The organism is Streptomyces sp. TSRI0281 (genome assembly GCF_001905125.1).
In the GTDB taxonomy this organism is placed as follows: domain Bacteria; phylum Actinomycetota; class Actinomycetes; order Streptomycetales; family Streptomycetaceae; genus Streptomyces.
Genome location: NZ_LWLE01000004.1, coordinates 17,792 through 40,192, shown reverse-complemented (window position 1 = coordinate 40,192; position 22,401 = coordinate 17,792). Strand labels below are relative to the sequence as shown.

General features: G+C 66.9%; 14 protein-coding genes, 1 tRNA gene and 1 pseudogene. 6 read left to right on the top strand and 10 right to left on the bottom strand.

All coding sequences use genetic code 11. The features are described 5' to 3' along the window. Nucleotides 1–5 precede the first annotated feature (5 nt). From A6A29_RS10185 to A6A29_RS10175, 3 genes are all read right to left on the bottom strand, one after another. Nucleotides 6–3,521 (bottom strand): ThuA domain-containing protein, encoded by a 3,516-nt coding sequence (locus A6A29_RS10185; protein WP_073719699.1) that lies wholly within the window; start codon nucleotides 3,519–3,521, stop codon nucleotides 6–8. 303 nt (nucleotides 3,522–3,824) lie between these two features. Continuing rightward, nucleotides 3,825–4,724 (bottom strand): transketolase family protein, encoded by a 900-nt coding sequence (locus A6A29_RS10180; RefSeq protein ID WP_073719698.1) that lies wholly within the window; start codon nucleotides 4,722–4,724, stop codon nucleotides 3,825–3,827. A gap of 88 nt (nucleotides 4,725–4,812) precedes the next feature. Then, on the bottom strand, nucleotides 4,813–5,514 hold the full coding sequence (locus tag A6A29_RS10175; RefSeq protein WP_073719697.1) for a transketolase: 702 nt from the start codon (nucleotides 5,512–5,514) through the stop codon (nucleotides 4,813–4,815). A gap of 126 nt (nucleotides 5,515–5,640) precedes the next feature. Between A6A29_RS10175 and A6A29_RS10170 the strand changes: the two genes are divergently transcribed. Continuing rightward, nucleotides 5,641–5,714: transfer RNA gene (locus A6A29_RS10170), tRNA-Pro, on the top strand. 108 nt (nucleotides 5,715–5,822) lie between these two features. Here A6A29_RS10170 and A6A29_RS10165 read toward each other — a convergent pair. After that, on the bottom strand, nucleotides 5,823–7,040 hold the full coding sequence (locus A6A29_RS10165; RefSeq protein WP_073719696.1) for a site-specific integrase: 1,218 nt from the start codon (nucleotides 7,038–7,040) through the stop codon (nucleotides 5,823–5,825). A 1,208-nt stretch (nucleotides 7,041–8,248) separates the two neighbouring features. Between A6A29_RS10165 and A6A29_RS10155 the strand changes: the two genes are divergently transcribed. Next, on the top strand, nucleotides 8,249–8,866 hold the full coding sequence (locus tag A6A29_RS10155; RefSeq protein ID WP_073719695.1) for a hypothetical protein: 618 nt from the start codon (nucleotides 8,249–8,251) through the stop codon (nucleotides 8,864–8,866). A 19-nt stretch (nucleotides 8,867–8,885) separates the two neighbouring features. On the opposite strand, the gene A6A29_RS10150 is transcribed toward A6A29_RS10155, so the two are convergent. Further along, complete coding sequence (locus A6A29_RS10150) at nucleotides 8,886–10,049, bottom strand: hypothetical protein (RefSeq protein ID WP_073719694.1); 1,164 nt, start codon at nucleotides 10,047–10,049, stop codon at nucleotides 8,886–8,888. Nucleotides 10,050–10,052: 3 nt separating this feature from the next. Continuing rightward, nucleotides 10,053–11,162, bottom strand: a complete 1,110-nt coding sequence (locus A6A29_RS10145) for an XRE family transcriptional regulator (RefSeq protein WP_241838408.1) — start codon at nucleotides 11,160–11,162, stop codon at nucleotides 10,053–10,055. 1,490 nt (nucleotides 11,163–12,652) lie between these two features. Between A6A29_RS10145 and A6A29_RS10140 the strand changes: the two genes are divergently transcribed. The 3 genes from A6A29_RS10140 (at nucleotide 12,653) to A6A29_RS47495 (ending at nucleotide 15,283) form a co-directional block, all read left to right on the top strand. Next, complete coding sequence (locus A6A29_RS10140) at nucleotides 12,653–14,173, top strand: ATP-dependent nuclease (RefSeq protein ID WP_073719692.1); 1,521 nt, start codon at nucleotides 12,653–12,655, stop codon at nucleotides 14,171–14,173. Then, the gene (locus A6A29_RS10135) at nucleotides 14,170–15,024 is read left to right on the top strand and encodes a hypothetical protein (protein WP_073719691.1); all 855 of its coding nucleotides are present in this window, start codon (nucleotides 14,170–14,172) and stop codon (nucleotides 15,022–15,024) included. Before A6A29_RS10140 ends, A6A29_RS10135 begins: the two co-directional genes overlap by 4 nt. 124 nt (nucleotides 15,025–15,148) lie before the next feature. Beyond that, entirely contained in the window at nucleotides 15,149–15,283 is a 135-nt protein-coding gene (locus A6A29_RS47495; RefSeq protein WP_274535794.1) for a hypothetical protein, read from the top strand. A 278-nt stretch (nucleotides 15,284–15,561) separates the two neighbouring features. Here the strand turns inward: A6A29_RS47495 and A6A29_RS42980 are convergent, their stop codons facing one another. From A6A29_RS42980 to A6A29_RS10110, 4 genes are read right to left on the bottom strand one after another with little or no spacing between them, the layout of a single operon-like run. Then, nucleotides 15,562–18,873, bottom strand: coding sequence for a NaeI family type II restriction endonuclease (locus A6A29_RS42980; protein ID WP_079182682.1), 3,312 nt, complete (start codon nucleotides 18,871–18,873; stop codon nucleotides 15,562–15,564). Beyond that, a complete protein-coding gene (locus A6A29_RS10120) occupies nucleotides 18,863–19,894 on the bottom strand; it encodes an AAA family ATPase (RefSeq protein WP_073719690.1) in 1,032 nt (343 codons plus the stop codon). The genes A6A29_RS42980 and A6A29_RS10120 overlap by 11 nt, the downstream gene beginning before the upstream one ends. 29 nt (nucleotides 19,895–19,923) lie before the next feature. Further along, nucleotides 19,924–21,669, bottom strand: coding sequence for a VMAP-C domain-containing protein (locus tag A6A29_RS10115; protein ID WP_079182681.1), 1,746 nt, complete (start codon nucleotides 21,667–21,669; stop codon nucleotides 19,924–19,926). Next, nucleotides 21,669–22,010 carry a CU044_2847 family protein gene (locus A6A29_RS10110; protein WP_073719688.1) on the bottom strand — a complete coding sequence of 114 codons (342 nt, stop codon included), beginning with the start codon at nucleotides 22,008–22,010 and terminating at the stop codon, nucleotides 21,669–21,671. The genes A6A29_RS10115 and A6A29_RS10110 overlap by 1 nt, the downstream gene beginning before the upstream one ends. 48 nt (nucleotides 22,011–22,058) lie before the next feature. Between A6A29_RS10110 and A6A29_RS47775 the strand changes: the two are divergent. Continuing rightward, nucleotides 22,059–22,258: pseudogene (locus A6A29_RS47775) on the top strand (telomere-protecting terminal protein Tpg); the annotation flags it as partial. Nucleotides 22,259–22,401 lie beyond the last annotated feature (143 nt).

Sequence of the window (22,401 nt, the reverse complement as noted above, 5' to 3'; positions counted from 1 at the left end):
TCCTCTCACCTCACGTCGATGCGCACGGAACCGGTGCTCGTGTCACCCCTGTCGTCGGTGACGGTCAGACGCGCGGTGTAGGCGCCCTTGCGGCCATAGGTGTGCGTCGCGCTCGCCCCCTCGGTGCCCGCAGGTGCGCCGTTGTCGCCGAAGTCCCAGTGGTACGAGGCGACTTCGCGCCCCGCCACCGGCACGATCGCACTGCTCAGTGCCACGGTCAGGGGTGCGGTGCCCGTCGCCGGGACCGCCTTCACCGTGACCATCGTGCCGGGCCTCTTCTCGACGCCCGGACCGTTGAAGTGCAGCCAGTCGACCGCGAACAGGTCGGCCTTCTCGCTGCTCCACTCCGGATGGGTGAACACCGCGTAGAGCTTGGTGCTGCCACCCGGGTTCTTCAGCGCCGTCGTGGGCGAGACGACGCTGTCCCAGCCGCCGGTGTTCGGGACGTTCACCGTGCCGAGCAGCGGGCCGGCCGGGGAGCCCGCCCGGAATTCGACGCTGCCGCCGATGCCGCCGGAGGCCGCACCGACCGTCACCGAGCCGATGCCCTTGAGGTTCACCGGATCGAAGGCGATCCAGTCCCCGTCCTCGATCTCGGTCAGCCGCTTTCCGCCGGAGGCGTCCGCCCGGCCGCCGACCACGACACCGTCGTGGGTGCCGCCGGTCGCGGTGAAGTGCTCGGCCTCCCGGAACGTGGTGCGCAGCGTCAGTGAGGTGGAGCCGGTGAGCGCGGGGGCACCCGGGGCGCCCTTGTCCTCGTACTGGGCGGTGATCCCGTAGTAGAGGTTCTGGCCCGGACCGTGGCTGTCCCCGGCATCCGTGACGATCTCGCCCGTGCAGCCGGTGTAGTTGTCGAGCGGATGCAGATGGGTGTCATGGCCGAGCTGGGACTGCACCACCACGCGCGAGCAGTCGATCGGGCCGCTGCGCCCGTCCTCCTCGTCCTTCACCTTCACGGTGAACCGGACGGTGTCGCCGAAGCTGAACATGGCGCCGTTCGGGGGGCGTTGGATCGTCACCTCGGGCCGCGTGTTGCCGACGGTGATGTCCCGCACCGCCAGCCCCGTCAGCCCGCCGGGGCCGGTGACCGTCAGGCGCGCCGTGAACAGCCCCTTGGTCCGGTAGGTGTACGAGGGGTTCGCCTCCGTCGAGTCGGTGCTGCCGTTTCCGTCGAAGTCCCAGGCGTAGGAGACCGGTTGATCGTCCGGAAGGCCCGAACCCGCGCTGGAGAAGGCGACGGTGAGCGGTGCCGGGCCGTTGTCCCGGTCGGTGGAGACCTTGGCGTCGGGCAGCCGGCCGTCACCGACGTAGTCGATCCGGTAGATGCCCGCCCCCTCGTTGCTGCCGCCGCGCCCGGTGCCGCTGCCGAGCCCGAAGTCGATGACGTACAGCGCCCCGTCGGGACCGAAGTCCGCGTCGAAGGGCTGGTTCCACGCCATGTCCTCGAAGATGCCGTTGACCGACTGGAGGTCACCGGCCCTGGCGGGTGCGAACCGCGGATCGGTGAACGTCTGGTCCTTCTGCTGGAACGAGAACGTCTTGAACCAGCGCCGTGTCAGTTCGTAGTTCAGCCACTTGCCCTCGAAGTACTCGGGGAACTTGGTGCGGTACGTGTTCGCCGGGTCGTAGTCGTAGACCGGACCGCTCATCGGGCCGCCGCCTCCGGTGCCCAGCTCCGGGAACTCGGGGGACGCGGAGTAGGCGTACCAGACCGTGGCCGGCTGGGCGGGCGGGAGTTCCCGCAGCCCCGTGTTGTTCGGGGAGTCGTTGACGAGCGCCGCGCAGTCGAACTTCGCGCCGGACTTCTTCGACGTGAAGTCGTAGTCGTTGAAGGGGGTGTTGTCGCCCACGCAGTACGGCCAGCCGAAGTTGCCCGCCTCGGTGATACGGGTGTACTCGACGGTTCCCTCGGGTCCCCGGTCCGCCACCGCCGACCGGGCGTCCGGCCCGTAGTCCGCGACCATCAGCGCACCGCTCACCGGGTCCGTGGTGATCCGGAACGGATTGCGCATCCCCATCGCGTAGATCTCGGGCCGCGTCTTCTGCGTACCGGGCGCGAAGAGATTGTCCTCGGGCACGGTGTACGTGCCGTCGTCCTGCGGGGTGATCCGCAGGACCTTGCCGCGCAGGTCGTTCGTGTTGCCGGAGGTGCCCTGCGCGTCCCAGGCGCGCCGGCCCTCGCCCTCGTCGATCGGGGTGAATCCGTCCGAGGCGAAGGGATCGGTGTTGTCGCCCGTCGCCGCGTACAGGTTGCCGTTCTTGTCGAAGGCGAGCGAACCGGCCATATGGGAATTGGCCCGGCCCTCGCCCCGCAGGGTCGGGACCGTCAGCAGCCTCTTCTCCGACGCGGTGTCGACGGTGTTGCCGTTGACCGTGAACCGGGACAGGTTCAGCCGTTTCTCGCTCTTGTCGGAGTGCAGCAGATAGAGCCAGTTGTTCCGCGCGAAGCCCGGATCGAGGGCCAGACCGAGCAGCCCGTCGGACTGGCTGGTCATCTCCGGGGTGTACGCGAGGTCCAGCGCCGTGGACACCTTCATGGTCTGCTGGTCGATGACCTTCAGCCTCCCGGTGCGCTGGGCGAAGAACACCCGCCGGTCGGGCGCGACGGCCAGTTCGAACGGGTCGGCGAGATCGTCGGTGGCCAGCGCGGTGCGCTGGAACGAACCGGTCCGGGTGGCGGTGCAGTCACCCTGCTCGGCGCCCGCCGCCCACTGGATGCCGCCCAGCAGATGCTTGACGAAGCCCTCCTCCTGGAACGCGGACGCGGCGTGCCCGCCCGCGGTGAACCAGGAACGGCCGCCGTCGTAGTTCTGGCACCAGGACCACGGATGGTCCACGCCCTCGTCCAGGCCGGTGATGCCGTCACGCACCTTGATCTGCGCGAGGGTGTGCACCTTGGAGGTCGGATTGGAGCGCCAGTTGTACCACTCCTCCGTACGCTCCCAGAGTTCGGGCAGATCCTTGGTGGAGGGGTGCGCGTGGTCCAGCACCTTCACCCTGCCGGTCTGCACGGCCGGGTGCTGGTCGAATATCGCGCCGACCAGCCCCTCGTACCAGTCCCAGTCCCGCTCGCCGGCGGACGCGGCATGCAGCCCCACCCAGCCGCCGCCCGCGCGGATGTACTTCTGCAGGGCGGCCCGTTCCGCGGCAGTCAGCAGATCGCCCTTCTCCGGTGTGGAGTTGGTGTTGTTGAAGACGACCGCCTGGAAGCGGGACAGATCGGTGTCGTTGAAGACGGCGGAATCGTCCGTCGCCTCCACCTCGAAGCCGTTCTCGGCGCCGAGCTTCTTGACCGCCGCGATTCCGGCGGGGATCGAGTCATGGGTGAAGTTGGTGACCTCGGAGTAGACGAGGACACGAAAAGGCGCTGCCTGCGCTCCGGGTGGTGTGGCCACCAGCAGAGCGACAAGCAGCGCCAGGAGCGAGATGAGAGCGATGAGCGGCGAGGGGAGGCCGCGTGGGACGCGATCGCGCCAAGGCTGTCTGCCCGACGGGGCATGGCGTAACGGACGATGACTCATGGGCGCTCCCTGTGCGGTAGATGCCGGCTGCGGGGGTGTAGAAAGCGCTTTCTGAAGTACGCCGTTCAGCGTAGGTTCACCTCTTCCGCGGGGTCAATGGGTCTGCGGGGCTCGCTGTGACCGCGCGGTGACGGGCGGGGTCTGCGGGGCTCGCGGTGCCGGGCGGGGTCTGCGGGGCTCGCTGTGACCGCGCGGTGCCGGGTGGGCGCCGCCCGGCGTGGAAGCCGGGCCGCGGATCGTGCCGGGCGGCGGATCGTGCCGGGCGGCCGAGGGGCCGGCCCGCCGGGTCCGGCGGGCCGGGGCTCAGGCCCGCAGGAATCCCGTGATCCGCTCGCGCAGCCCCCGAGGGTCCAGCCCGTGCGCCGTCAGGTGCTCGTCCAACTGCCCGTACCGGCGCAGCTCCGCCCGGCCCACCCCCAGGCCGAGCACCCGGTGGGGCAGCTCCGCGAGCGCGTCGTTGGCCGCCGCCGTCGAGGTGCCCGCCAGATACGGCTCCACGATCACCACATCGGCGCCGGTGCCCGCGCCGACCGCCCGCCGCAGCCCGGCCGCGTCGAAGGGGCGCACCGTCGTCGCGTACAGCACGCTCACGTCCAGGTCAGCGACCGCCGCGAGGACGTTGTCCAGCATCGGCCCGACCGCGATCACCGTGCCGCCGCGTCCCTCCCGCGCCACGGTGAAGCCGGGCCCGCCCACGGGCCGCCCCTCCCGGTTCGCCTGGAGCGAGAGCCGCACGTACACCCGGCCGTCCCCCACGACCGCCTCCCGGAGCAGCGCCTCGGCCTCGTCGGGGTGGCCCGGCACCAGCACGGTCCAGTCGTCGAGCGTGTCCAGGAGCGCCACGTCACCCGGAGACATATGGGTGAAACCTCCGGCCGGCCAGTCGTAGGAGGCTCCGGCGCTGACCAGGACCGCACCCACGCCCTGATGCCCGAGATCCAGCTTGACCTGCTCGAACGGCCTCTCCACCAGGAAGCTCGCGAAGGTGTGGATGAGGGGCCGCATCCCGGTCAGCGCCATCCCGGCGCCCGCTCCGATCAGCAGCTGCTCCCGGATACCCACGTTGATCACCCGGTCCGGATGGGCCCGCTGGGCGGCGTCGAAGCCGTCGCGGCTGATCTCGGCCAGTACGAGGGCCAGCCGCGGGTCCTCGTCCAGGAGCTGTGAGGTGGTGGCGATGAAGCGGTCACGCATCGTGTCCATGGGGGATGTTCCTCCGTTGTCGCTGGTCTTCGCGCCGGTCCGGGCGCAACCGGGACCGACGGCTCGTGCACTCGTCGCTCGTGGGATGTCAGGGCTTGGGTTCCACGCGGGCGACCACGGCGAGGGGCCGCCCCGGGTGCGGCGTGGTGAACGCCCCGTACAGCGCCTCGTGATCCCGCCCGTCCACGGTCACCGCGGACCATCCGGCGGCCTCGAACCGGGCGGTGATGCCACCGGGCAGCGCGTGGGTCGCGGAGGCGTTGTCGATCACCAGGGTGTGCAGCTGCTCCAGCCCGGCGGGACCGGCGTAGGCGATCGCCTCGTGGTTGCTGCCCTCGTCCAGCTCCGCGTCCCCGATCAGCACCCACACCCGCGGATCGGTGAGCCCCTGGGCCCGCAGCCCCAGCACGCTCCCCACGGCCAGCGGGAGCCCGTGGCCCAGCGACCCGCTGCCGATCTCCGCGCCCGGCACCAGCAGCCGGTCCGGGTGGTGCCCCAGTGGCGAGTCGTAGGACCCGAAGCCGGGCAGCAGCTCCTCGCCGAAGAATCCGCGCGCCGCGAGAACGGCGTAGTACGCCATCGGCCCGTGCCCCTTGGAGAGCAGGAAGCGGTCCCGCCCCGGGGCGTCGACGGTGTCGGGCGTGACCCGCAGTACCCGGTCGTACAGCACCCACAGGGCATCGAGCGTGGAATGGGCGGCGGGGCCGTGCTTCTCGTCGCCCGTCATCAGGCTGATCAGACGGTTCAGGTCGCGGTATCCGTGTACCGGTGCGGCAGTCGTGTGCGTCATGCCCCCCAGTGTTCAACCTCGACCAAGGTTGAGGTCAAGAGGAAAGGGGTTCGTGACCACCCGCTCAAGTGCGGTATTGTTCTCATGCGCGTTCGGCCAGGGGAAAAGCCCAGGTCAGGCGGGCAGCGGGACGTGGCGCAGCTTGGTAGCGCACTTGACTGGGGGTCAAGGGGTCGCAGGTTCAAATCCTGTCGTCCCGACTGGAGACAGTCGCAGATCAGGGCCGGTTTCGGAGCAATCCGAAACCGGCCCTGATCATTTTTGGGGACCAGTTGGGGACCAGTTGAGGTCCGGCCTCCTTGACCGGGTCAGCGGGTCATGACGATGGGGCTCGGCAGTGAGCGTGGTGCGCGCAGCACGTTGAAGTGGGCAGAGAGCGCCGCCCCGGCGGCCGTGATCTTGTGGACATCCGGGTGCAGGTAGCGCTGGGTGGTGGTCAGTGAACCGTGGCCGGCGATCCTGCGGAGGACATGCACTTGGACCCCGGCGTCGGCGAACCAGGTCAGCGCGGTGTGCCGGAGGTCGTGGCGGCGCAGATGTTCGTAGCCGAGCTTGGTGACCACGTCGTCCCAGTGTGTGGCGTCGCGCAGGACGGCGGTGGAGATACGTCCGCCTCGCGGGCCCGTGAACAGGCGGGCGTCCGGATTGGGGCCGGCGGACAGGATGCGCTGGGCGACGAGGGGGCGGATCTCCTCGACGATGGGAACCTTGCGGGCCCGCTTGCCCTTGGTGCCTTTGTCGGTCAGCCCGCCGGGCGCGGGTGTGGTCTGACGCCGGACGGTCCAGATCCACTGGGTGGTGTCGATGTCTCCGACGCGGCAGCCTGAGATCTCCCCGATCTGTGCGGCGGTGCACGCGGCGAAGGTGACCACGTCTCCCCAGCCGCGGTACTGGTCGTGGGATGCGGCGACGAGTGCGTCGGCCAGTGCGACGAGTGTTTCCCAGTCGGGCAGGGCGAGCGCGCGTGGGTCGAGGAGTTCGTCCTCGGCCTGCTTGTAGAGCTTCTGCCAGCCGGTCACCCGGGCGGGGTTCACCTTGATGATGCCGTCGCGGACTGCCTGCTCCATGACGCGGACCAGGACGGCGATGGTGTTCTTGACCGTTGAGCGGCTGAGCTCGTCGGCGATCCAGTTCTGCACGGTGCGGTCGACAGCGCCGTTGGTGATCATCCGGACCGCGACGTGGCCCAGGGCGGGCACGACGCGCATCCGCCAGCCTGACAGGTAGGGGTCGAGTGTTTTCAACTCCAGGCCGCGCAGGGCGAGGTCCATGTTCGCGTTGCCGTATTCGGCGAGCTTCATGGTGGCGAGCGACGGGGACAGTCCTGCCTCAGCCGCTTCGATGATGGACTGGAGCCACTCCTGCGCTTCATCTTCGTCCGCCTTCCCCTCCGACAGGGACAGGCGCCGCTTCGTAGCCGGGTCGAACCAGCGGACTCGCGCGTGGTACGGGTTGGGGCGATCAGGCCGGTACTCGATGTCGGTGGTGAGTCGGACACCGACCGGCACGATGGCTTTGTCGGCCATCATGCGTCTCGGCGCGGGACGGTCCGGTGGCGACGCAGCCATTCCTCAACGTCGAGCGCGCTGTACATGATGACGCGTTCCGAAACGGAGACGAACGGCGGGGCCCTGGGGTGGCCGAGCGGTGCGCCAACGGCGCAGAGTCGAGGTGTTTATACGCAGGCAGGCGGCGAGGTCGCGCGTCGAATACCAGGCATTGGCCAGGAGAGACGACCGGCTGTCATCTCGGAGGAAAGGGGCACTGCCCTCATTCCTCGTGTGCGTCTGGCGGTCTGTGTAGTCTGCTATCGGTTCGGTGGGCAAGGGCGGTGGATCTCCGGGGGTATGGAGCACCAAAGGGATACCGAAGAAGGCGGTCGGCGACAAGCGACGCGTCCCGCAGGTGGAGAACCGTGGGGGTCTGCATGCACAGAAGCGGTGAGTCCCTTCTGATGGAACTGATCCGCAGTGGTGCTCTGGGCAAACGGTGGACAACAATCGTCTGCAGAAGCGCCGGTTTGGCTAACCGGCGATGTTCGGCTATATTGCCCTCGTTTGCGACGCGGTGAGTATCACGTACTGTGCCGATTGATGTTCTGAGCTGCAGAAACGGCTGGAAATACTGGGCAAAAATCCCGTGTGGGCCGCCCTGGGCCGGGATCTTGCACCTCGGGTGCTGACAGGGGTGTCGGTCCCACATGGCACAGGTAGTCGGAACCGTCTTCTGGCGTCCACGTGGTCCAGTTCGGTGGCGTTCGCGCAGGTTTGGTCTTGGTGGTCTTGGTGCGTCGACGTTGTTGGTGACACGGACGTGACAGATGTTGCCCCCGTCGGCCTGCGGGGCCGCTGGCGCGGCGCTGGTCGGCCGCGGCTTGGGAGCAGATGCTTCCGGTAAGTCGGGGCGCGCCCAAGAATTCGAACAGCTGTAGGCATCGTGGTGCGGGATGGCTACGATCGCAGTCGCTCGTCCGCGACCAGTTGTGGGTGCAAATTGGCCAGCGAGAGGGCGGTGGGTGACCGATGCGGAGCTATCCGGGGAGGTGGTCGACGATCGCGTGAGTGTCCGTACTAGCCTTGCCGTTCGTTTGGACGCGTTCCCGTGTCTAGGGCCGGTTGAGGTCCGTTGGCTTTGTTGTTGAGGCTGCTTCCGGTGGCGCGGGGCAAGCGGTAAGGATGGGCGCGCACAGCCCTGCTGGGAAGAGCGTCGATGCAGGACGAGAGCGGGTTGGTCGATGGCAATCGTGGCACGAGAGCCCTTGGGCGTGGTTGCGGGAGCGCTGGCTTCCGGCGATCTCGTACCCCGCGAAGCGAGCCTGGCGGTCGTTGAAGCCTTGGGGGCGAAGGTCGTGGCGGCCTACCGATTCGAGGCGCGAGAGCGGGAGCGACGGGCAGCTGCAGGGATGAAACCGCTGACGCGACCGGATGCCTTGAACCTCTTGATGGCGCTGCCACTCGGCGAGCCTGTTCCTGCCGGGTCACTGAGCGACAGGGAGCGCCGAGCGTTGAAGTGCCTTCCGAAGGGGGCTGTGATTCGGCGCGACGGATTGATTATCCGCCTGGCGACCCAGCCGGTACATGTCGACATGGTGTTCGTGTCTGGACGCGGCTGGGAGTCGGCGATGGAGCAGGCCGAGCGGTTCACGCCATTCACTGCTCGTTCCGTATTGATCGATGGTGTGTTGAGGCGCAAGGAGGAGGCTGTGATGCGTGCAGCTTTCTACGGCATCGGATTGCTCCGTGCCCAAGGGGCAATCGTGGAGGTTGTCGTGCCGCCAAGCCCCTTTGTTCGCAAACGTCATACGGTTGCCAACTGGAAGTTCCTGGAGGATGTCCACCGTCAACTGCCCTAAGCTCTCTGCCCGCTTTCAACTAGGGAGTGACGGGCGGCGCTGCCCACGCCTTCAGCGGCGGCGGTACTTGGAACCCGGACCTGGGACTTGCGCCCACTTCGATGCGTTGGTTTTCCATTGCGTAGCGGTCGACGGCTGCCGCGCATTTGTTGCGCCACCACGTCTTGCGCTCGCTGCTGGCGCGGTGGCTGGCCATGTCGCTGACCCATTCGCTCCAGGTGAGGATGTTGTGGTTCTCGGCCTCACGCCGGGTGTCGCCGTCGGAAAGGTAGAAACGCTCGAGACCACGCCCGTCGCACTCCTCGCAGTCGCAGGTTGCCGGATCGGCGTTGCCGTAGACCTTGGACAGAAATTCGGCGCCCTTGAAGCACATTAACTGCGGCATGAGGACGTGCGGGTACGTGGGCCCGCCACCACGCTTGCCTATCTGGGGCTTCTCGTCGGGCGGTATCGCGTGGCGGAGCGAGCTCTGGGCGCCGATTCCCGCACAGAAGGCGCCATGCGCCATTACGTCGAGGGCTGCGAGGTCTGTGCGCAACAGCGACATGTGCTCGACCTCGGTGAACAGCCGCCGCAGGTTGCCCGGAATGTCCTTCGCCTGTTCCAGCGGGTCGAACTGGTGGAAGAGGATGAGGGCTTTGGGGTGGCAAATCTTGGCGCAGACCGCGATGAGCTGACTGATGGTCTCCCGGTTGAGCCAGGTGGCGTCGATCGGGAGGGATACCAGGGTGTCTGCTCGCTCGATCTGGTTGGCTTCCCGCATTACTGCTTTGAGGGTCCGGGAGTTCGCCGGCGGTATGTAGCCGGTGGGCGTAAGTGCTGCGCTTGCGCCTCGAGCCTTCTGGAAGTTCAAGGAGTCGTGCACGGTGGCGAACAGTTCGTCGGGAGGCGCCATGAACGGTTCCTCCGCCGTTGCCGTGTACGTGGTGTAGGCGGCGCTGTCGATCAGAAGAGTTCCTGTGAAGCCGACATCGGCGCGGAGCTGGAAGGCGCGTGCGTCGGCGTTGGCGCTGGTCATGACCACACCGCTCAGGTCATCATCAAGGGCAGGACGAGGCCGAGGGGCGTACCGGGCATGTTCGTGCAGTAGCACGCGTCCCTGCAGGAGCGGCACCGCTGCCACGGTGTGGTCGAGCGTCTTCACGGCGGGCGGTCGCCGCCTCGGATCGGGGGCGTTGCTCATGAATCACCTCGCAGAAGGGTCCGGCACGTCCTTGTGTCCGGACGAAGAAGCGCACAGGTAGATCTCGTGGAACTCCTCACGCCCCAGCCCCGCCAGGTGAGCGGTCTCGGTCGCACTGAGGTGGTGCTGTCCTGCAAGCCGGGTGACGGCCTGAGCAATATGGCGCGGGGTCTCGTGCCGGATGGCGATCGGTTCGTTGGTGCGGTAGCCGAGTGCGGACAACTCGACCATGAGCGTGCGGTACTGCCATTCGGTGATCACGCCCAGGTCCACAGCCCGCCGGATGAGTGCGGCCATGGAGACCCCCCAGCGGGCTTTGAGATCCATGAGGCGGGCGACGTCGATGCCGGGCTTCAGCTCGCTCAGGATCTCCTCGTGCGGCATGAGGAACTCGGCGGCGAACTGGTCGGCTTGGGCCTCCTGAGTACGTCCCTCGCCCGGCTCGTGGTGCATGAGCAGATGGCCCAGCTCGTGAGCGAGGCTGAAGCGTGAACGATCTCCAGGGGCAGTGGAGTTGAGGAGAACCAGCGGCGCCCGGCCGTGCGGCCACTGGCTTACGGCGTCGAGTTCGGTGGTGCCCAGATCGCGGACTACGACCAGGGTGCTGGCGTCTTCGAGCACCGCGACCAGGTCGTCTATGGGGCCGGCGGGAACGTTCCACTCTTCGCGTACCGTCTCCGCGGCGTCTGCGGGGGTGTCGAAGTCGTTGACCTCAATGGGTCTAAACCGGTGGGGATGACGGAGGTCTGCCGCCTGAGATACCGCTTCGGCCTGGAGGCGGGTGAGCGTCAGCGTCGCGTGGATCCGGCGCAGTGCGGGGGCCCCCAGTGAGGCTCGCTTACGGTGGTGGATCAGCCCGATGCCTACCCCGGCCGTGTCGGCGGCCTGGCACAGCATCTCGGGGGTGAAGCGAAGCGCGGCGGCGAACAGGAGTACCCGCTCAGCCCGGACCGGGATGCGTCCGGCTTCGGCCCGGCTTACGTACCCCTGCGAGATGCGGTTGCCCTCCACGTGCGACATCTGCTCCGCAAGCTCGGACTGGGTCCACCCCCGAGAGTCGCGCGCCAGGACGAGCATGGCGGGATCTGCGAGCAACTCCTTTTGATCACTCACGGTCCACCTCCAACCCTGACAAGTCTCAACTCCGCTGAGGATACACGATTTTATCCCTCAAAATATTCCGGAAATGATCCGTAAGGTGCCATGCCTTCAGGGGTACCACGCGCCACTGACTGTCTGTTGACCGTTGTTGGGTGGGAGATGGCTTCACGTGCATCATCCGCCCAAGACGGTGGATCGCTACGCAGATCAGGAGGCCGCTCCGCGGAGGAACACTGGGTTGCCGCATCGCGCTCGTCACGGCGCTATCTCTCGCACGTTCGCCGCCATCAACGAATATCCGTTGCCGCATAGGTGCGGTCGGCGGTCGAGTTTGAGCACGGCGCGTTCGGGTGTTGTGGGGGCGGGAGGGTGGGTGGGTGCTGTCCCTGATCTGGGGTCTGACTCCTGACATCCCGGACACGGGTGGACACAGGGGGTGTGGGGACCCCGGCGTACCGGAAGCCACACCGCCACGTTAGCCGCTCGGACTTTGCCACGATTCCGAGGTCGATCACCGCGTACCTCGTGTCAGCAACACCATTGTCACAGCGGGCGGTTGCACCCTCCGTGGACCTTCCGGGCGTCCCAGAATGTGCAGCGAAGTGCTTACACCTAGCGGCAGAGGCCCGCGCGCGTTATCCAACGTCTTCACCCCCACGCAGAGCGGCCGCAATTGCGAGTGTCGGACGCATCGCTGCGGGCCCGGAGGGCAGGCCAGTCCTCCACCCTCGGCGCTGCGCTGTCTCTGACTATTGGTCCCTGGCCTGTCCCTCACCCCCGGCGCCAAACGGGAGCGAGGCACTACCCACCCGAGCCGGGGTTCCCGCCAAACCCGGTTCCAATCGGAAGGATTTTGCGATGGCCAGCAACCTTGACCCGTGAGCTGCCGACTGCCGATCGCCCTGAGTGTGCTTGCCGCCACCTCAGCCTCGGTCGCAGTCAGCCCCTGGATCGCCGTCGCCGCAGTCGGCATGCCTCTGCTTGTGTTCGTCGGCATTTTCATGCCAGCCGTCTGGTCTAAGAGGCCCGCCCGACGCCGCGACGCCCGCCTTCTCGCTGAACGCATCCTTCGGATGCTAAAGAGGGGGCGCTGACGATTCCCTCACGAGTCACACGTGCGCCGCCGCAATCCTGCGAGCCCCGTTGCCGTCTGTCGGCGACGGGGCTCGCGCGTTCAGCGGACTGGCAGCCTGGACTCCGCCGAGGAACCGATACCCGGACCGTACGGAGCGGCCGAGTCGCTCTGCCAGCGTCGTGCCGGTGACCTTCGCATCCTCGGCCTGCATGGATGGCTACGGTGTTCTTGACGACGGTCAGCGGGACGGCCCTCCTGGCGGTGCGCTCCGGAGGGACCGGATCTTACGGGGCACTGTCGCGCTAGCCCGCGCACAACTGCGATTCTCGCGTTCCATGGTTCCCGTCGCAGATCGCGGCACTGGAACTACAGTGTGATCTCGTGCTGGTATGGCTCCCGGCTTCCCGGGGAGGGGTGAGGCGACATCATGCAGTTCGTCGTGGTGGAGGGGACACAGGATCTGCCTGAGGACTACAGGGGCGCTTACCTCATTCCGGATAACTGGAATGACTACGGCTACGTGACGATGTACGAGCTAGGCATCAAGCGCCGTGGGCGACGACCGAAGTCCATTGGCGGCGTTCGGATCGGGCATCTTGAGATGGGGTCAAGTCGCCATGACGAGTTCTTTCGGACAGAGCAACGCCTGCCACGCCGCTTCGAGACTCTCGCTGAAGGTTTCTTCAGCCTGGGAGTCCAGGACACATACTACGAGTCGCTAAGCGGGCTGGGTGCTCGCGCCAGAGTCGACGTTCTGGCTGCGTTGCGGGATGTGGCTTATGACTACAGCAGGGATGTTGTGGAACGTGTGTGGGGCCTGGGAGTCTTCAAAGAATCTCTGATGCGCGATGTCCGCCATCCGCGCGCGGAGCTGGAGCGTCTCCACCTCATTGCCCGCGGCCGCGATCGCGTTGTTGATTTCCAGTGGGACTACGTGCCTCGCAAGGCTCATGGCTCAGCGTATGAACCACCCACACTGGGCTTCCGTGCCAGTCCTGCCTCGCTGCCGCCGAGCAACGTGCATGCTCTGATCGGCCGCAATGGAGTGGGCAAGACCAGCATGATGCGCGCCATGGCTAAGGGCGTGGCGTCGGGGAGTATCGAGGTCACCCAGCTCGCTGAACGCACAGCCAGGAGCACACCGAACGTGGTACTGGTGTCCTTCAGTGCCTTTGACGAACTCCTTCATCACCCGGACGCTCCTGCGGGGTTCGCCTACATCGGGCTGCGTGACGGTGAGGAGCCGCAGCGTTTGAAGACGAGCGAAGACCTGTCCGCGGAATTCGCCGACAGTCTCGCTACGGCTCGAATCGGCGCCCGGCGTAGCCGGTGGGAGCAGATTCTGAGCACGCTCAGTTATCCGGAGTCCGGATTCTTGGATGACTACGCAGGCGAACTCGAAGATCTGTTGTCCGAGGGCTCTGACCGCCGGTTCAAGGCCGCTGCGGGGCGGCTCTTTGCACCGCTGAGCTCTGGCCACAAGATCGCCTTGCTGACCTTGACACGACTGGTCCAGGAGGTGACCGAGCGCACGGTCGTCTTCATGGACGAGCCCGAAGCGCATCTACAGCCCCCCCTGTTGTCAGCGTTCATCCGTGCGCTGTCTGACTTCCTTTCCGATGTCAACGGGATGGCGGTCGTGGCCACGCACTCACCGGTGGTCCTGCAGGAAGTACCGAAGGCGTGCGTCTACAAGTTGCGCCGCTATGGCGACGTCGTGACAGCCGAGCGGCCGCTGATGGAAACCTACGGTGAGAACGTCAGCGCACTCACCCACGAGGCTTTCGGCTTGGAGTCCACCGCCACCGGCTTCTATGCGGCCCTGGCCAAGGAGGTCGCCGAGGGGCGCAGCTATCAAGAGATCCTGGCGGACTTCGAATCCCTGGGCAGCGAAGCCCGCGGCCTGCTGCGCGTCCTCACTCTCAGCCGGGACGGGAACGCCTCATGATTCCGCTCGATCCCCCCGCGATGAAGGTCAAAGACACACTGACCGCTGCCTGCGGGCGGATGCAGAACTCCGTCTTGAGGTTACGGCTCCTGGCCCGTGAGAAGGACCTGTCTGCTGCCGAGAAGACCTATACCGACGCTGCCGAGCACAACGCCCTCTACGCGCTAGCCGTGACTGCGCGGGATGCTGAGGAGCAGATTCCCGACCGCGACGGGGAGCACCTCAGGAATCTCTACAGTGCGGGGCTGGTCGGGCGGAAGCACGGGAGAGAGAAGTACGACGAACTGAAGGCCCGCGCGCCGTTCGGGCGTTGCCTGCTGTGCGGCAACAGTGAGATCGGCTCGCTCGACCATCACCTGCCCAAGGACACGCTGCCTCTCTTCACGATTTGCCCGGTCAACCTGGTGCCGGCATGCAGCAAGTGCAACCAGGCCAAAGGCGACCGGATCGGCGCCACAGCCAGCCAGCGCACTCTCCATCCCTACTACGACCGCCCCGGCCAGGCCGGACGCTACCTCTTCGCCGACATCACAAGCTGGCCCGTGCAGTTCCGCATTCAGGCCCTGCCTGTATGGGACGCTGAGCTGCGTGCTCGTGTCGGGCACCATTTCGTCACGTTCAACCTGGCACAGCGCTATGCCGAGTTCTGCATATCCGTGCTGACCGCCAACCAGTGGCTCCACCAAAAGATTCGACGCGAGAGCGGCCTCTCGGCCCTGACTGCACACCTGCAAGAGGACGCTGAGCAGCACGCCAGCACCCATGGACTCAACACCTGGGACACAGCGCTGCGTTACGGCCTTGCCGACAGCAACTGGTACCTCCACCACGGAGTCAACCAGAACCCGTAACACGCCATGCTTGTGCGTCGCGACGCATCGGCCTATCGGCACCTGTGCGGATGCATCGGCTCGATCTCCAGGACCGGTTGCCGGCCAGCCAGCGGGTCAGAAGATGCCTTCTGGAGCCCGACACTTGGCTGTGGCTCCTTGCCACAGACCCTGGCGTGGGTACATCGGGGCATGGAACCTGGCTCCCAATGCCTCGATGCAGGACGAGCTCATCTCGGTGTTCACCGTGCACCAGGAGGCGACCGGCGGCCTGGAGTGACATGGCTCCCCGCTCACCCCACGGTGAAGCCTTAGGGCCGCGACAGGAAGTAAGGAAGGCCGCGTGCATCGCGATCGCAGGGATCGTGGTGTTCGTCGCGGGTTACTTTGCGAGGGATCTGCCGCGAGAGTTCGTTGAGGACGCAGCCGCGTGGGCTGCCAGTGAGGTGGCAGGCGCCTCGACCGCTCTGATCCTACGGGCGTCATCCTCATGACGCATCTGCGACAGCAGGCTCCTGGTTTTTCCGCCTCTGCCGCGAACTCATCTCGGCGGTGAGCTTATTGCTGGCCATCGACGGCGGATGTGGTAGGGAGTTCTGGTGCGGTGACCTGTGGGTCTCCCGGCAGGGCCAAAGACCATGATTCGCCGCCGATCTCTGCGATGGGCCTGCCATTCCCGGGCACGGACGGTACGACCCGAGCGCTGACGAACTCTCCTACCTCAGGCACAGGCAGGCCGAGCTGAACGGCGATGTCCTGATGAGACCGGTAGTCGCCCATGACGATGATCCCCTCGTGCCGAAGGGCGGAGCGGGCCCCAACGTTTCCGCGGATGCGCTTCATGTAGTCCTCCTGTTGAGCCACACTGCGCATTACGTTGCGCCCGATCCGGCGGTGCTGTACGCGCCGGAAGAGTTCGTTAATCCGGGACTGGCCCGATCTTTTTCCGAGTACCGCCTCGCGGTCGGCCTCGGGCATGTGCAGCAGGATGTTCTCTGGGAGGTCCGTGCTGTGCCAGAGCCACATGATCTTGTTGCGGTGTTCGGCCTTAAGGGTGCGCTTCAGATCTCGGCTCTTGGCTGGGTGGAGCCACTCTGGGTTCGTTCGCAGCAGGCCGACGCTCCACTTGTTTTGGTTGTCGTCTGCCCAGACCAGCAGACAGAGGTGGCCCAACGTTGCGGGAGGGAACATCCAGTGACCGAGTGTGAGGCTGAAGAGGCAGTCGACCTCTACGTCCGCGATGCTGAAGTCCATCTCGTGACCGTCCGCGAAGTGGAACTCACGCTGGATCGCGATCTCCACAAGGGCGCCCAGTCGCGTCTTCTCCGTCTTGAACAGCTCCTTGAGGTTGTAGCGGCCGGTCTGCGAGCCGTCGAGCACCGCGTCGATGACGTCCCGCAGCACACGTCTCATGCGGTTGCCGCCCGGGTCAGTGGTGAGTACTGCTCGGTAGACCGCGGTGATTTCCTCGTCAACCCAGGTGCCCATGAGTCTGTCGAGCACTTCGTTTGCCTGGGCTGGCCGGTCTTTGGGATCGGTGGCCAGGAGGTCCCTGAGGAGCGCGGCGAATTCGGGAGGGAGTGCGGAGGGGAGTTCCAGGTGGGGGAGCGGGGCTCCGTGCATCCACGCGTTGCGCACGGCGCGGCCGTCCGGGGCGGGTGGGGCACCGGTGGCCATCGCGTAGAGCAGGCAGCCGAGTGAGTACAGGTCGCTTCGGTGGTCGGCCAGACCCATGACCTCCAAGAGTGCCTCGGGCGGGCGGTACGGCGGCAAGGCACCGGACGGCTCGAGAGCGTTTTGTCGGTGGGCCTGGCTGCCGATGCCCGCCAGGCCGTGCACCCCGAGCCCGGGATCAATGACGAGTACCCGCCCGTCGGGGCGCATGACGAGGGCCGAGGGGCTGAGGTCGAGGTGGAGTAGCTCGTTCAGGTGGAACTCGGCGATGGTCCGGGCTAGTTGTGCGCCGACCGTTCTGATTACCTCCATGGGCGGATTCCCCGGGGCGGGGTTCATCAGTAGTCGTCCGAAGTCCTCCCCTTCGACGGCATTCGTCACCAGGTACGGTCGATCGTTGTGGAATCCGAAGTCGCCGATTCGCACCAGTCCCTGAATGTTGAGTGCGGCCAGCCGTTCTGCGTCGGCTAGGAATCTGCTCCTTGCTTCCTTGCTTCTCCTCGGTACCTGGAAGAGCTTGAGGGTCACCTCTCGACCCAGCCGTTCGTCCGTCCCTCGCCAGAGGGCGGCCGTCGCCTGGACGTGCCGTTGCTGCTTCAGCCGGTAGCGTCCGGCAACGAGCGAGCCCGAGTCGGGAGGTTCGGTGGGGCCGTGGCCCAGTCTCTGTAGGACTTCCTCGGGCACTGTCGCAAGTGGCTCCCTATGTCGGCGCCCTTGCACCCCCTCGGTACCTCCGGTGCCTCCCGTCAGCACGTCGACGGGGAACTCCCCGAGCCGGGAGCCGGCGTAACGCTCGATGACGGCGCCGATGCGCACGGCCGCCGAGCGGGGCAAGGTGCGTAGCAGTACGTCACGTACGCCGGGGCGGAACGTGTAGTGGCCCACGTGAGGCGGCTTTCCGGGAGGCGTTGTGAGTAGACCGCTCAGGACGACTTCGGCCAAGTGCTGCGGCTCCGTGGCCGCCTGTACGAGCCGCATCAAGGCAATGCTCGGTTCGCCCACCGCTATGTGGGCGGCGAGTCGGAGGGCCTGAGGGGAGGCGTAGGCGCGGAAATTGAGGACCGTGTCCTCCGGGGAGAGGGCACGGGGCACGGACCGTCCAGCTTCCTGAGGTGCGACCGATGGGTCGGTGGGCAGCGTGGTGACCACCCCAGGAACCTCGGTGCCGGGGCGTCCCGCCACAAGTTCAGACCAGTGCGCGAACCAGCGGGCGGAGGGCTCCAGAACGGGCAACGACAGCCCGGCAATCTCCTCGCCGGCTGGGTCGAATGGCGCGAACCGCAGGGTCGAACTGGGAGCGAGCGGCCCGCGTGCCGTCAGCAGACCCGCGGTGCCTGGCAGCGCGCTGCGCCGCCAGAGCCGCTCCGGGAGGGGCTGGACGATGGCTACCGGCATCATGCGCGCCCAGCGGCCCAGCGTCCGGTACCAGTCCGAAGCTCCCTTGGAACCGGCGTACCACTGAGGGCCGCTACAGTCGCTGAGGATGAGCGCCACGGCACGGCCGTCGCGCGGGGGCAGCGTGGCTGGCCGCCCACCGGGCGACTGGCGCAGCTGCCCGTCATGAGTCAGTTCCAGGAGCTGGATTCGCCGGAACGCGCCGGTCTGGCCGATGACGTGATGCAGCTCCCGGAGGAGCGGACGCCAGATGGGCATCGTCGGCCCCGCGTCGTACACGAGGTGGAGGGTGAGCCAGCGCTCGGGCTTCGCTCGGAGTACGGGCAGCCAGGTACCGGGCAATGCGCCCTGGCAGGCGATCCGGTGCGCCGTGCCCCGCTCGTCCAGCTCCATGTCTCGGCGGGAAGGCACCCGACGCCCCAGCGGGCGCAGGGCCCGCTGGAGGGAAAGCGGGTGCGGCAGCATGGGTGGCAGCGGGGTCAGCAGCGACGCGTACGAGTCTCCGTCCGACTGCTCGGTCTCAGACCGGACCGACACTGGGAGGCTAGGGCGGGCCGGCGGCATAGGCTTCGGGACATCGGCGGGCGCCGCGGTGTCAGCAGGCAAAGTGTCTGATGTGTCCCGCGCCTGCTCTCCGGAGCCGACGTCCGCGGAGGGTGCGGGCACGCCGCTGTGACTTGCCAGCCAGATCAGCTCGGCGAGCTCGGTCGCGGTCGAGCCGTGTTCGCCCGCCCGGTCGAGGACGTCGAGGAGACGCTTCAGTTCGGACGGGGACGACGGGTGAGCCGGATCAGTAGTCATGGAACTGCACTGCCGGGCCGAGATGGGTCATGAGGCTGGCGGCCAGAGCCTCGCGGGAATCCGCCTCCAGACCTGGAACCCTGGAGAGGTAGATGGCGTTGAGTAGCTGGTCGGTGGCCAGTTCACCCGTACTGCTGCGCTCCAGGAACGTTGCGACCATCCGCTTTGTCTCCTCGTCGAGTTCTCCGAGATGAGCCCGCACGATCGCTTCCAGGTGGTCCGGCTCAGGCCGACGGAGGTGTAGAGGCACGCACCGGCGTAGGAACGCGGGAGGAAACTCCCGCTCGCCGTTGCTGGTCAGCACGATGAACGGGAAGGCGCGGCAGCGGACGCGCCCCCGGTCGACGTCCGCGCGGTCCTCGCTGTCCGAGACCATCAGTTGCGCTTTGGGTGTGTGCCGGGCGGCACGCACCAGTTCCGGGATCTCGTACTGGCCTTCCTCTAGTACGTTGAGCAAGTCGTTCGGCAGATCGAGGTCGCTCTTATCGATCTCGTCGATGAGGAGCACGCGGGGCTTCTCGTAGGGGAGCAGGGCCGTTCCCAGGGGCCCGAGCCGCAGATGGTCCTCGATGGTGTCGGCTGCAGAACTCCCCTCGCTGGCCTCTTCCGGCCGCTTGCGCCCCGCTTCCTTGCTGGCGGCGTACAGGCGAGTCATCGGATCGTACTGGTACAGACCGTCCTGAAGGGTGGTGCGGCTGCTGATGTTCCAGCGCAGCACGGGGCCCAGCTTCAGTTCCCTGGCCACGGCATAGGGTAGAGACGACTTGCCGCTGCCGGGTGGGCCGGTAATCAACAGCGGCCTGCGTAGAACCAGTGCGGCGTTGACCAGTTCGACGCTCTCCCGTGTCGCCTGGTAAGTGTTCGCCCGGTGTTCTCGGTCGGAGGACGCGGAGTCGTCCTGCTGCGACGGAGGGGGCAGTGCGGGTCCGCCGTCGAAGGCCCGCCAGGGTGGGGGGCCAGGCAGTTGCGACATGCCGTCATGTGGCTCTTCCGTACCGGTGTACATGGGCCACGGGGACATGGGGGTTCTCCAGATCGCTCGGCTATCACTCAACTGATAGGGGACTGAGGGTAGATGTGCGCCTCGGGGAACCACCGTGGATCTTCCCAGACAATGGTCAGGTCGGTGGCCCAGTGCGGTTCGGATTCCTCAGCCATGAACGCCTCGCCCCGTAGAAGGCGGATGTGGTGAGGGAGGTCCGAGGGCGGCAGGGACGCCAGCTGCTCCTCCAGGGAGTCGAGGAAGCGCGTACCAGCGCAGGAGTGCGCAGCCGAGGCATCACGGTTCTGCCCGCAGGAACACCCGGACCGAGGCCACGCGATGACGGGCACGGCCGCATTAAGTCCCGCGTGCAGCAACCCGCGCGTCTGATCGGTGGTGGGTGGTGCCCCGTATCCCACAGCGCTCTCCCGGCCACCGAGCTGGACAGTCAGCTTGGCGGGGTCCTGACTGCTGCCGCACTCGACCCGGTGCCAGGTAGTGCCTGGTCGGAGATCAAGGGCCTGCCAAACCTTCTCGATCTTGAACTGGAGTCTGGGCTGCCGCCGTCGGCTGAGATCCATCACCACGACCGGCGATGAACAGCCCAGGGGGGTCGGATCGTCCGCGCTCGTCGGCCACTGGTCGACGGGCTCGCCGAGCAAGTCCCTGGGCAGCGCGAAGGCGATCAGCTCGTCCCCGTCGCGGTCGATCTGCAGGAAGGCGTCGTCGAGGCGTTCCCTCACGTACTCCTGTATATCCCGCCCTGCGAGGGTGTTGCTAACCACGAGCTGCGCGCGCCCGCCACGGATCACGTAGATCGAGACGACATACGCATCACGGTCGGCGCCACTGCGTTCGACTTCTACGAGGATGGGAGACCAAGTCGGTCCGCCGCCCGGCACCGGCTGCGCGGTCAGCGCAGCCGGCGCCGTCGCGGGCAGCCCATCCCTCGCCCAGGCGTGCAGCGCGCGTCGGACGGCCGGGTCTTGAGCTCGGTCCGCGACGTAGGCGGCGAAGGCTGACCATGGCGCGGTGCCCGGAGAGGGTGTGACCTCGGTCAGCAGGAACCAAGCCACGTCCCACAGAGACAGGAAGCCTCCGACGGGCGGGGGCGGTGCCAACGGTCCCATGACGCTCTGGTACCCGGCTTCCGGGGCACAGTCGGCCACGCACTGCTGCAGCAGGTCACGAAGGCGGGCCAATGTCTGGCGATTGTGTCCGGGGAGGGACACGAGATTCGCCGCGCCTGGCCAGTACCGAACGAGGGCCTGGGAGGGGAGCATCCTCCCACCCCCTCCTTCCAAGTGCCGGGCAGTGACCATGCCCACCACCTCGCCGGTTTCCTCCCGCACGACCGCTGCGCCGCTGAACCCTTCCTCCAGCGGCCGGCTGTAGCCCGTCCAAGCCTCCAACTGAAGCCACTCACCCGCGATCAATTGGTCGCTGGTGCTCCGGAACTCGCCGAGAATCCCCTCGTCGTAGCTGCGGGGAAAGCCGTACGCGGTCAGCCTGGCCGCCGGATGCGCGTACGCCGCATGGACGGCGCCGAACCTAGCCGGTCGCACGACGACCGGCCGGTCGAGTTCCAGCACGGCGACGTCACCCCGATCCTGCTCCGACTCCTGCCAGCCAGCTCCTACGATTACGGAGGCTTCGAGCGTGCCCAGATCGGGGTACTGGGCGAAGGTGACCTGGGCGCGTTCCACCCCGGCCACGACGTGCGCACAGGTCATCACATGACGATCTGATACCAGGAATCCGGAGCCGATGTTTCTTCCCGCGCAGACCCGTGCCTGCCAGGACCGTGAACCCATCAACCGGCTGGGGCTCCCTCGTCGGTGCCCGGCGTCCAGCTGAGCTTCACAACGAGGTGCCCCTCCATGGAGGTCTTGGCAATGACGGCGCCTGCCTCGGCGGTGAGCTTTACGCCAAACTCGATCTCGACCGTGTCAGGCTTGAGCTGCCCGTCACGGAACACGCGCAGCGCAGACTCGGCCGCGGTGTGGATACTCTCGAGCGCGCCGTTGAACGTCTGCCCCGCCTGTCGCAGCACCCCGTCACCACGGGATACGGATCGGGCACCGCGGCGCTCGTCGTCGACGGCAACCACGACGGAAGCGCCACTGTCGGTCTTGAACTCGACCAATTCGTCCATACGTCCCCCCACACTCAACTTCAGAACGGCAGCATCATTCTAGGACCCCGCCTCGGGTACGCCGGGGCGCCGATGGACGTGACGGACAAGGACCGCGCCTGGCACTTCATCGGGGCCCTCCCGCCGCAGTCCGCCTCTTGAACGCCCAGGCTCAGGGCGCAGGCGAGGATTGGCTGCGCGAGCTCACAGCCGAAGCGCTCAAGGAGGGTTACTTCCAGGATGGTGGCCGCCGTGCCGGCTCCCTGTGAGAAGTTGAGATCAACGATGTTCTGAACCTGGAGTTCGAGCTGTAGCGGCCGGCGTTCCCGGACAGCCTGCGAGCCCCGGGGACTGACCACTGTCCGGGGCTCGCTCACATGACCGTGCGGGCTGGACGTATGGGCGCGAGGTG

What these genes read in the sequence shown, in the direction of transcription:
- A6A29_RS10185 (WP_073719699.1), bottom strand. Translation starts at nt 3,521, where the DNA reads ATGAGTCATCGTCCGTTACGCCATGCCCCGTCGGGCAGACAGCCTTGG.
- A6A29_RS10180 (WP_073719698.1), bottom strand. Translation starts at nt 4,724, where the DNA reads ATGGACACGATGCGTGACCGCTTCATCGCCACCACCTCACAGCTCCTG.
- A6A29_RS10175 (WP_073719697.1), bottom strand. Translation starts at nt 5,514, where the DNA reads ATGACGCACACGACTGCCGCACCGGTACACGGATACCGCGACCTGAAC.
- A6A29_RS10165 (WP_073719696.1), bottom strand. Translation starts at nt 7,040, where the DNA reads ATGGCCGACAAAGCCATCGTGCCGGTCGGTGTCCGACTCACCACCGAC.
- A6A29_RS10155 (WP_073719695.1), top strand. Translation starts at nt 8,249, where the DNA reads ATGGCAATCGTGGCACGAGAGCCCTTGGGCGTGGTTGCGGGAGCGCTG.
- A6A29_RS10150 (WP_073719694.1), bottom strand. Translation starts at nt 10,049, where the DNA reads ATGAGCAACGCCCCCGATCCGAGGCGGCGACCGCCCGCCGTGAAGACG.
- A6A29_RS10140 (WP_073719692.1), top strand. Translation starts at nt 12,653, where the DNA reads ATGCAGTTCGTCGTGGTGGAGGGGACACAGGATCTGCCTGAGGACTAC.
- A6A29_RS10135 (WP_073719691.1), top strand. Translation starts at nt 14,170, where the DNA reads ATGATTCCGCTCGATCCCCCCGCGATGAAGGTCAAAGACACACTGACC.
- A6A29_RS42980 (WP_079182682.1), bottom strand. Translation starts at nt 18,873, where the DNA reads ATGACTACTGATCCGGCTCACCCGTCGTCCCCGTCCGAACTGAAGCGT.
- A6A29_RS10120 (WP_073719690.1), bottom strand. Translation starts at nt 19,894, where the DNA reads ATGTCCCCGTGGCCCATGTACACCGGTACGGAAGAGCCACATGACGGC.
- A6A29_RS10115 (WP_079182681.1), bottom strand. Translation starts at nt 21,669, where the DNA reads ATGGGTTCACGGTCCTGGCAGGCACGGGTCTGCGCGGGAAGAAACATC.
- A6A29_RS10110 (WP_073719688.1), bottom strand. Translation starts at nt 22,010, where the DNA reads ATGGACGAATTGGTCGAGTTCAAGACCGACAGTGGCGCTTCCGTCGTG.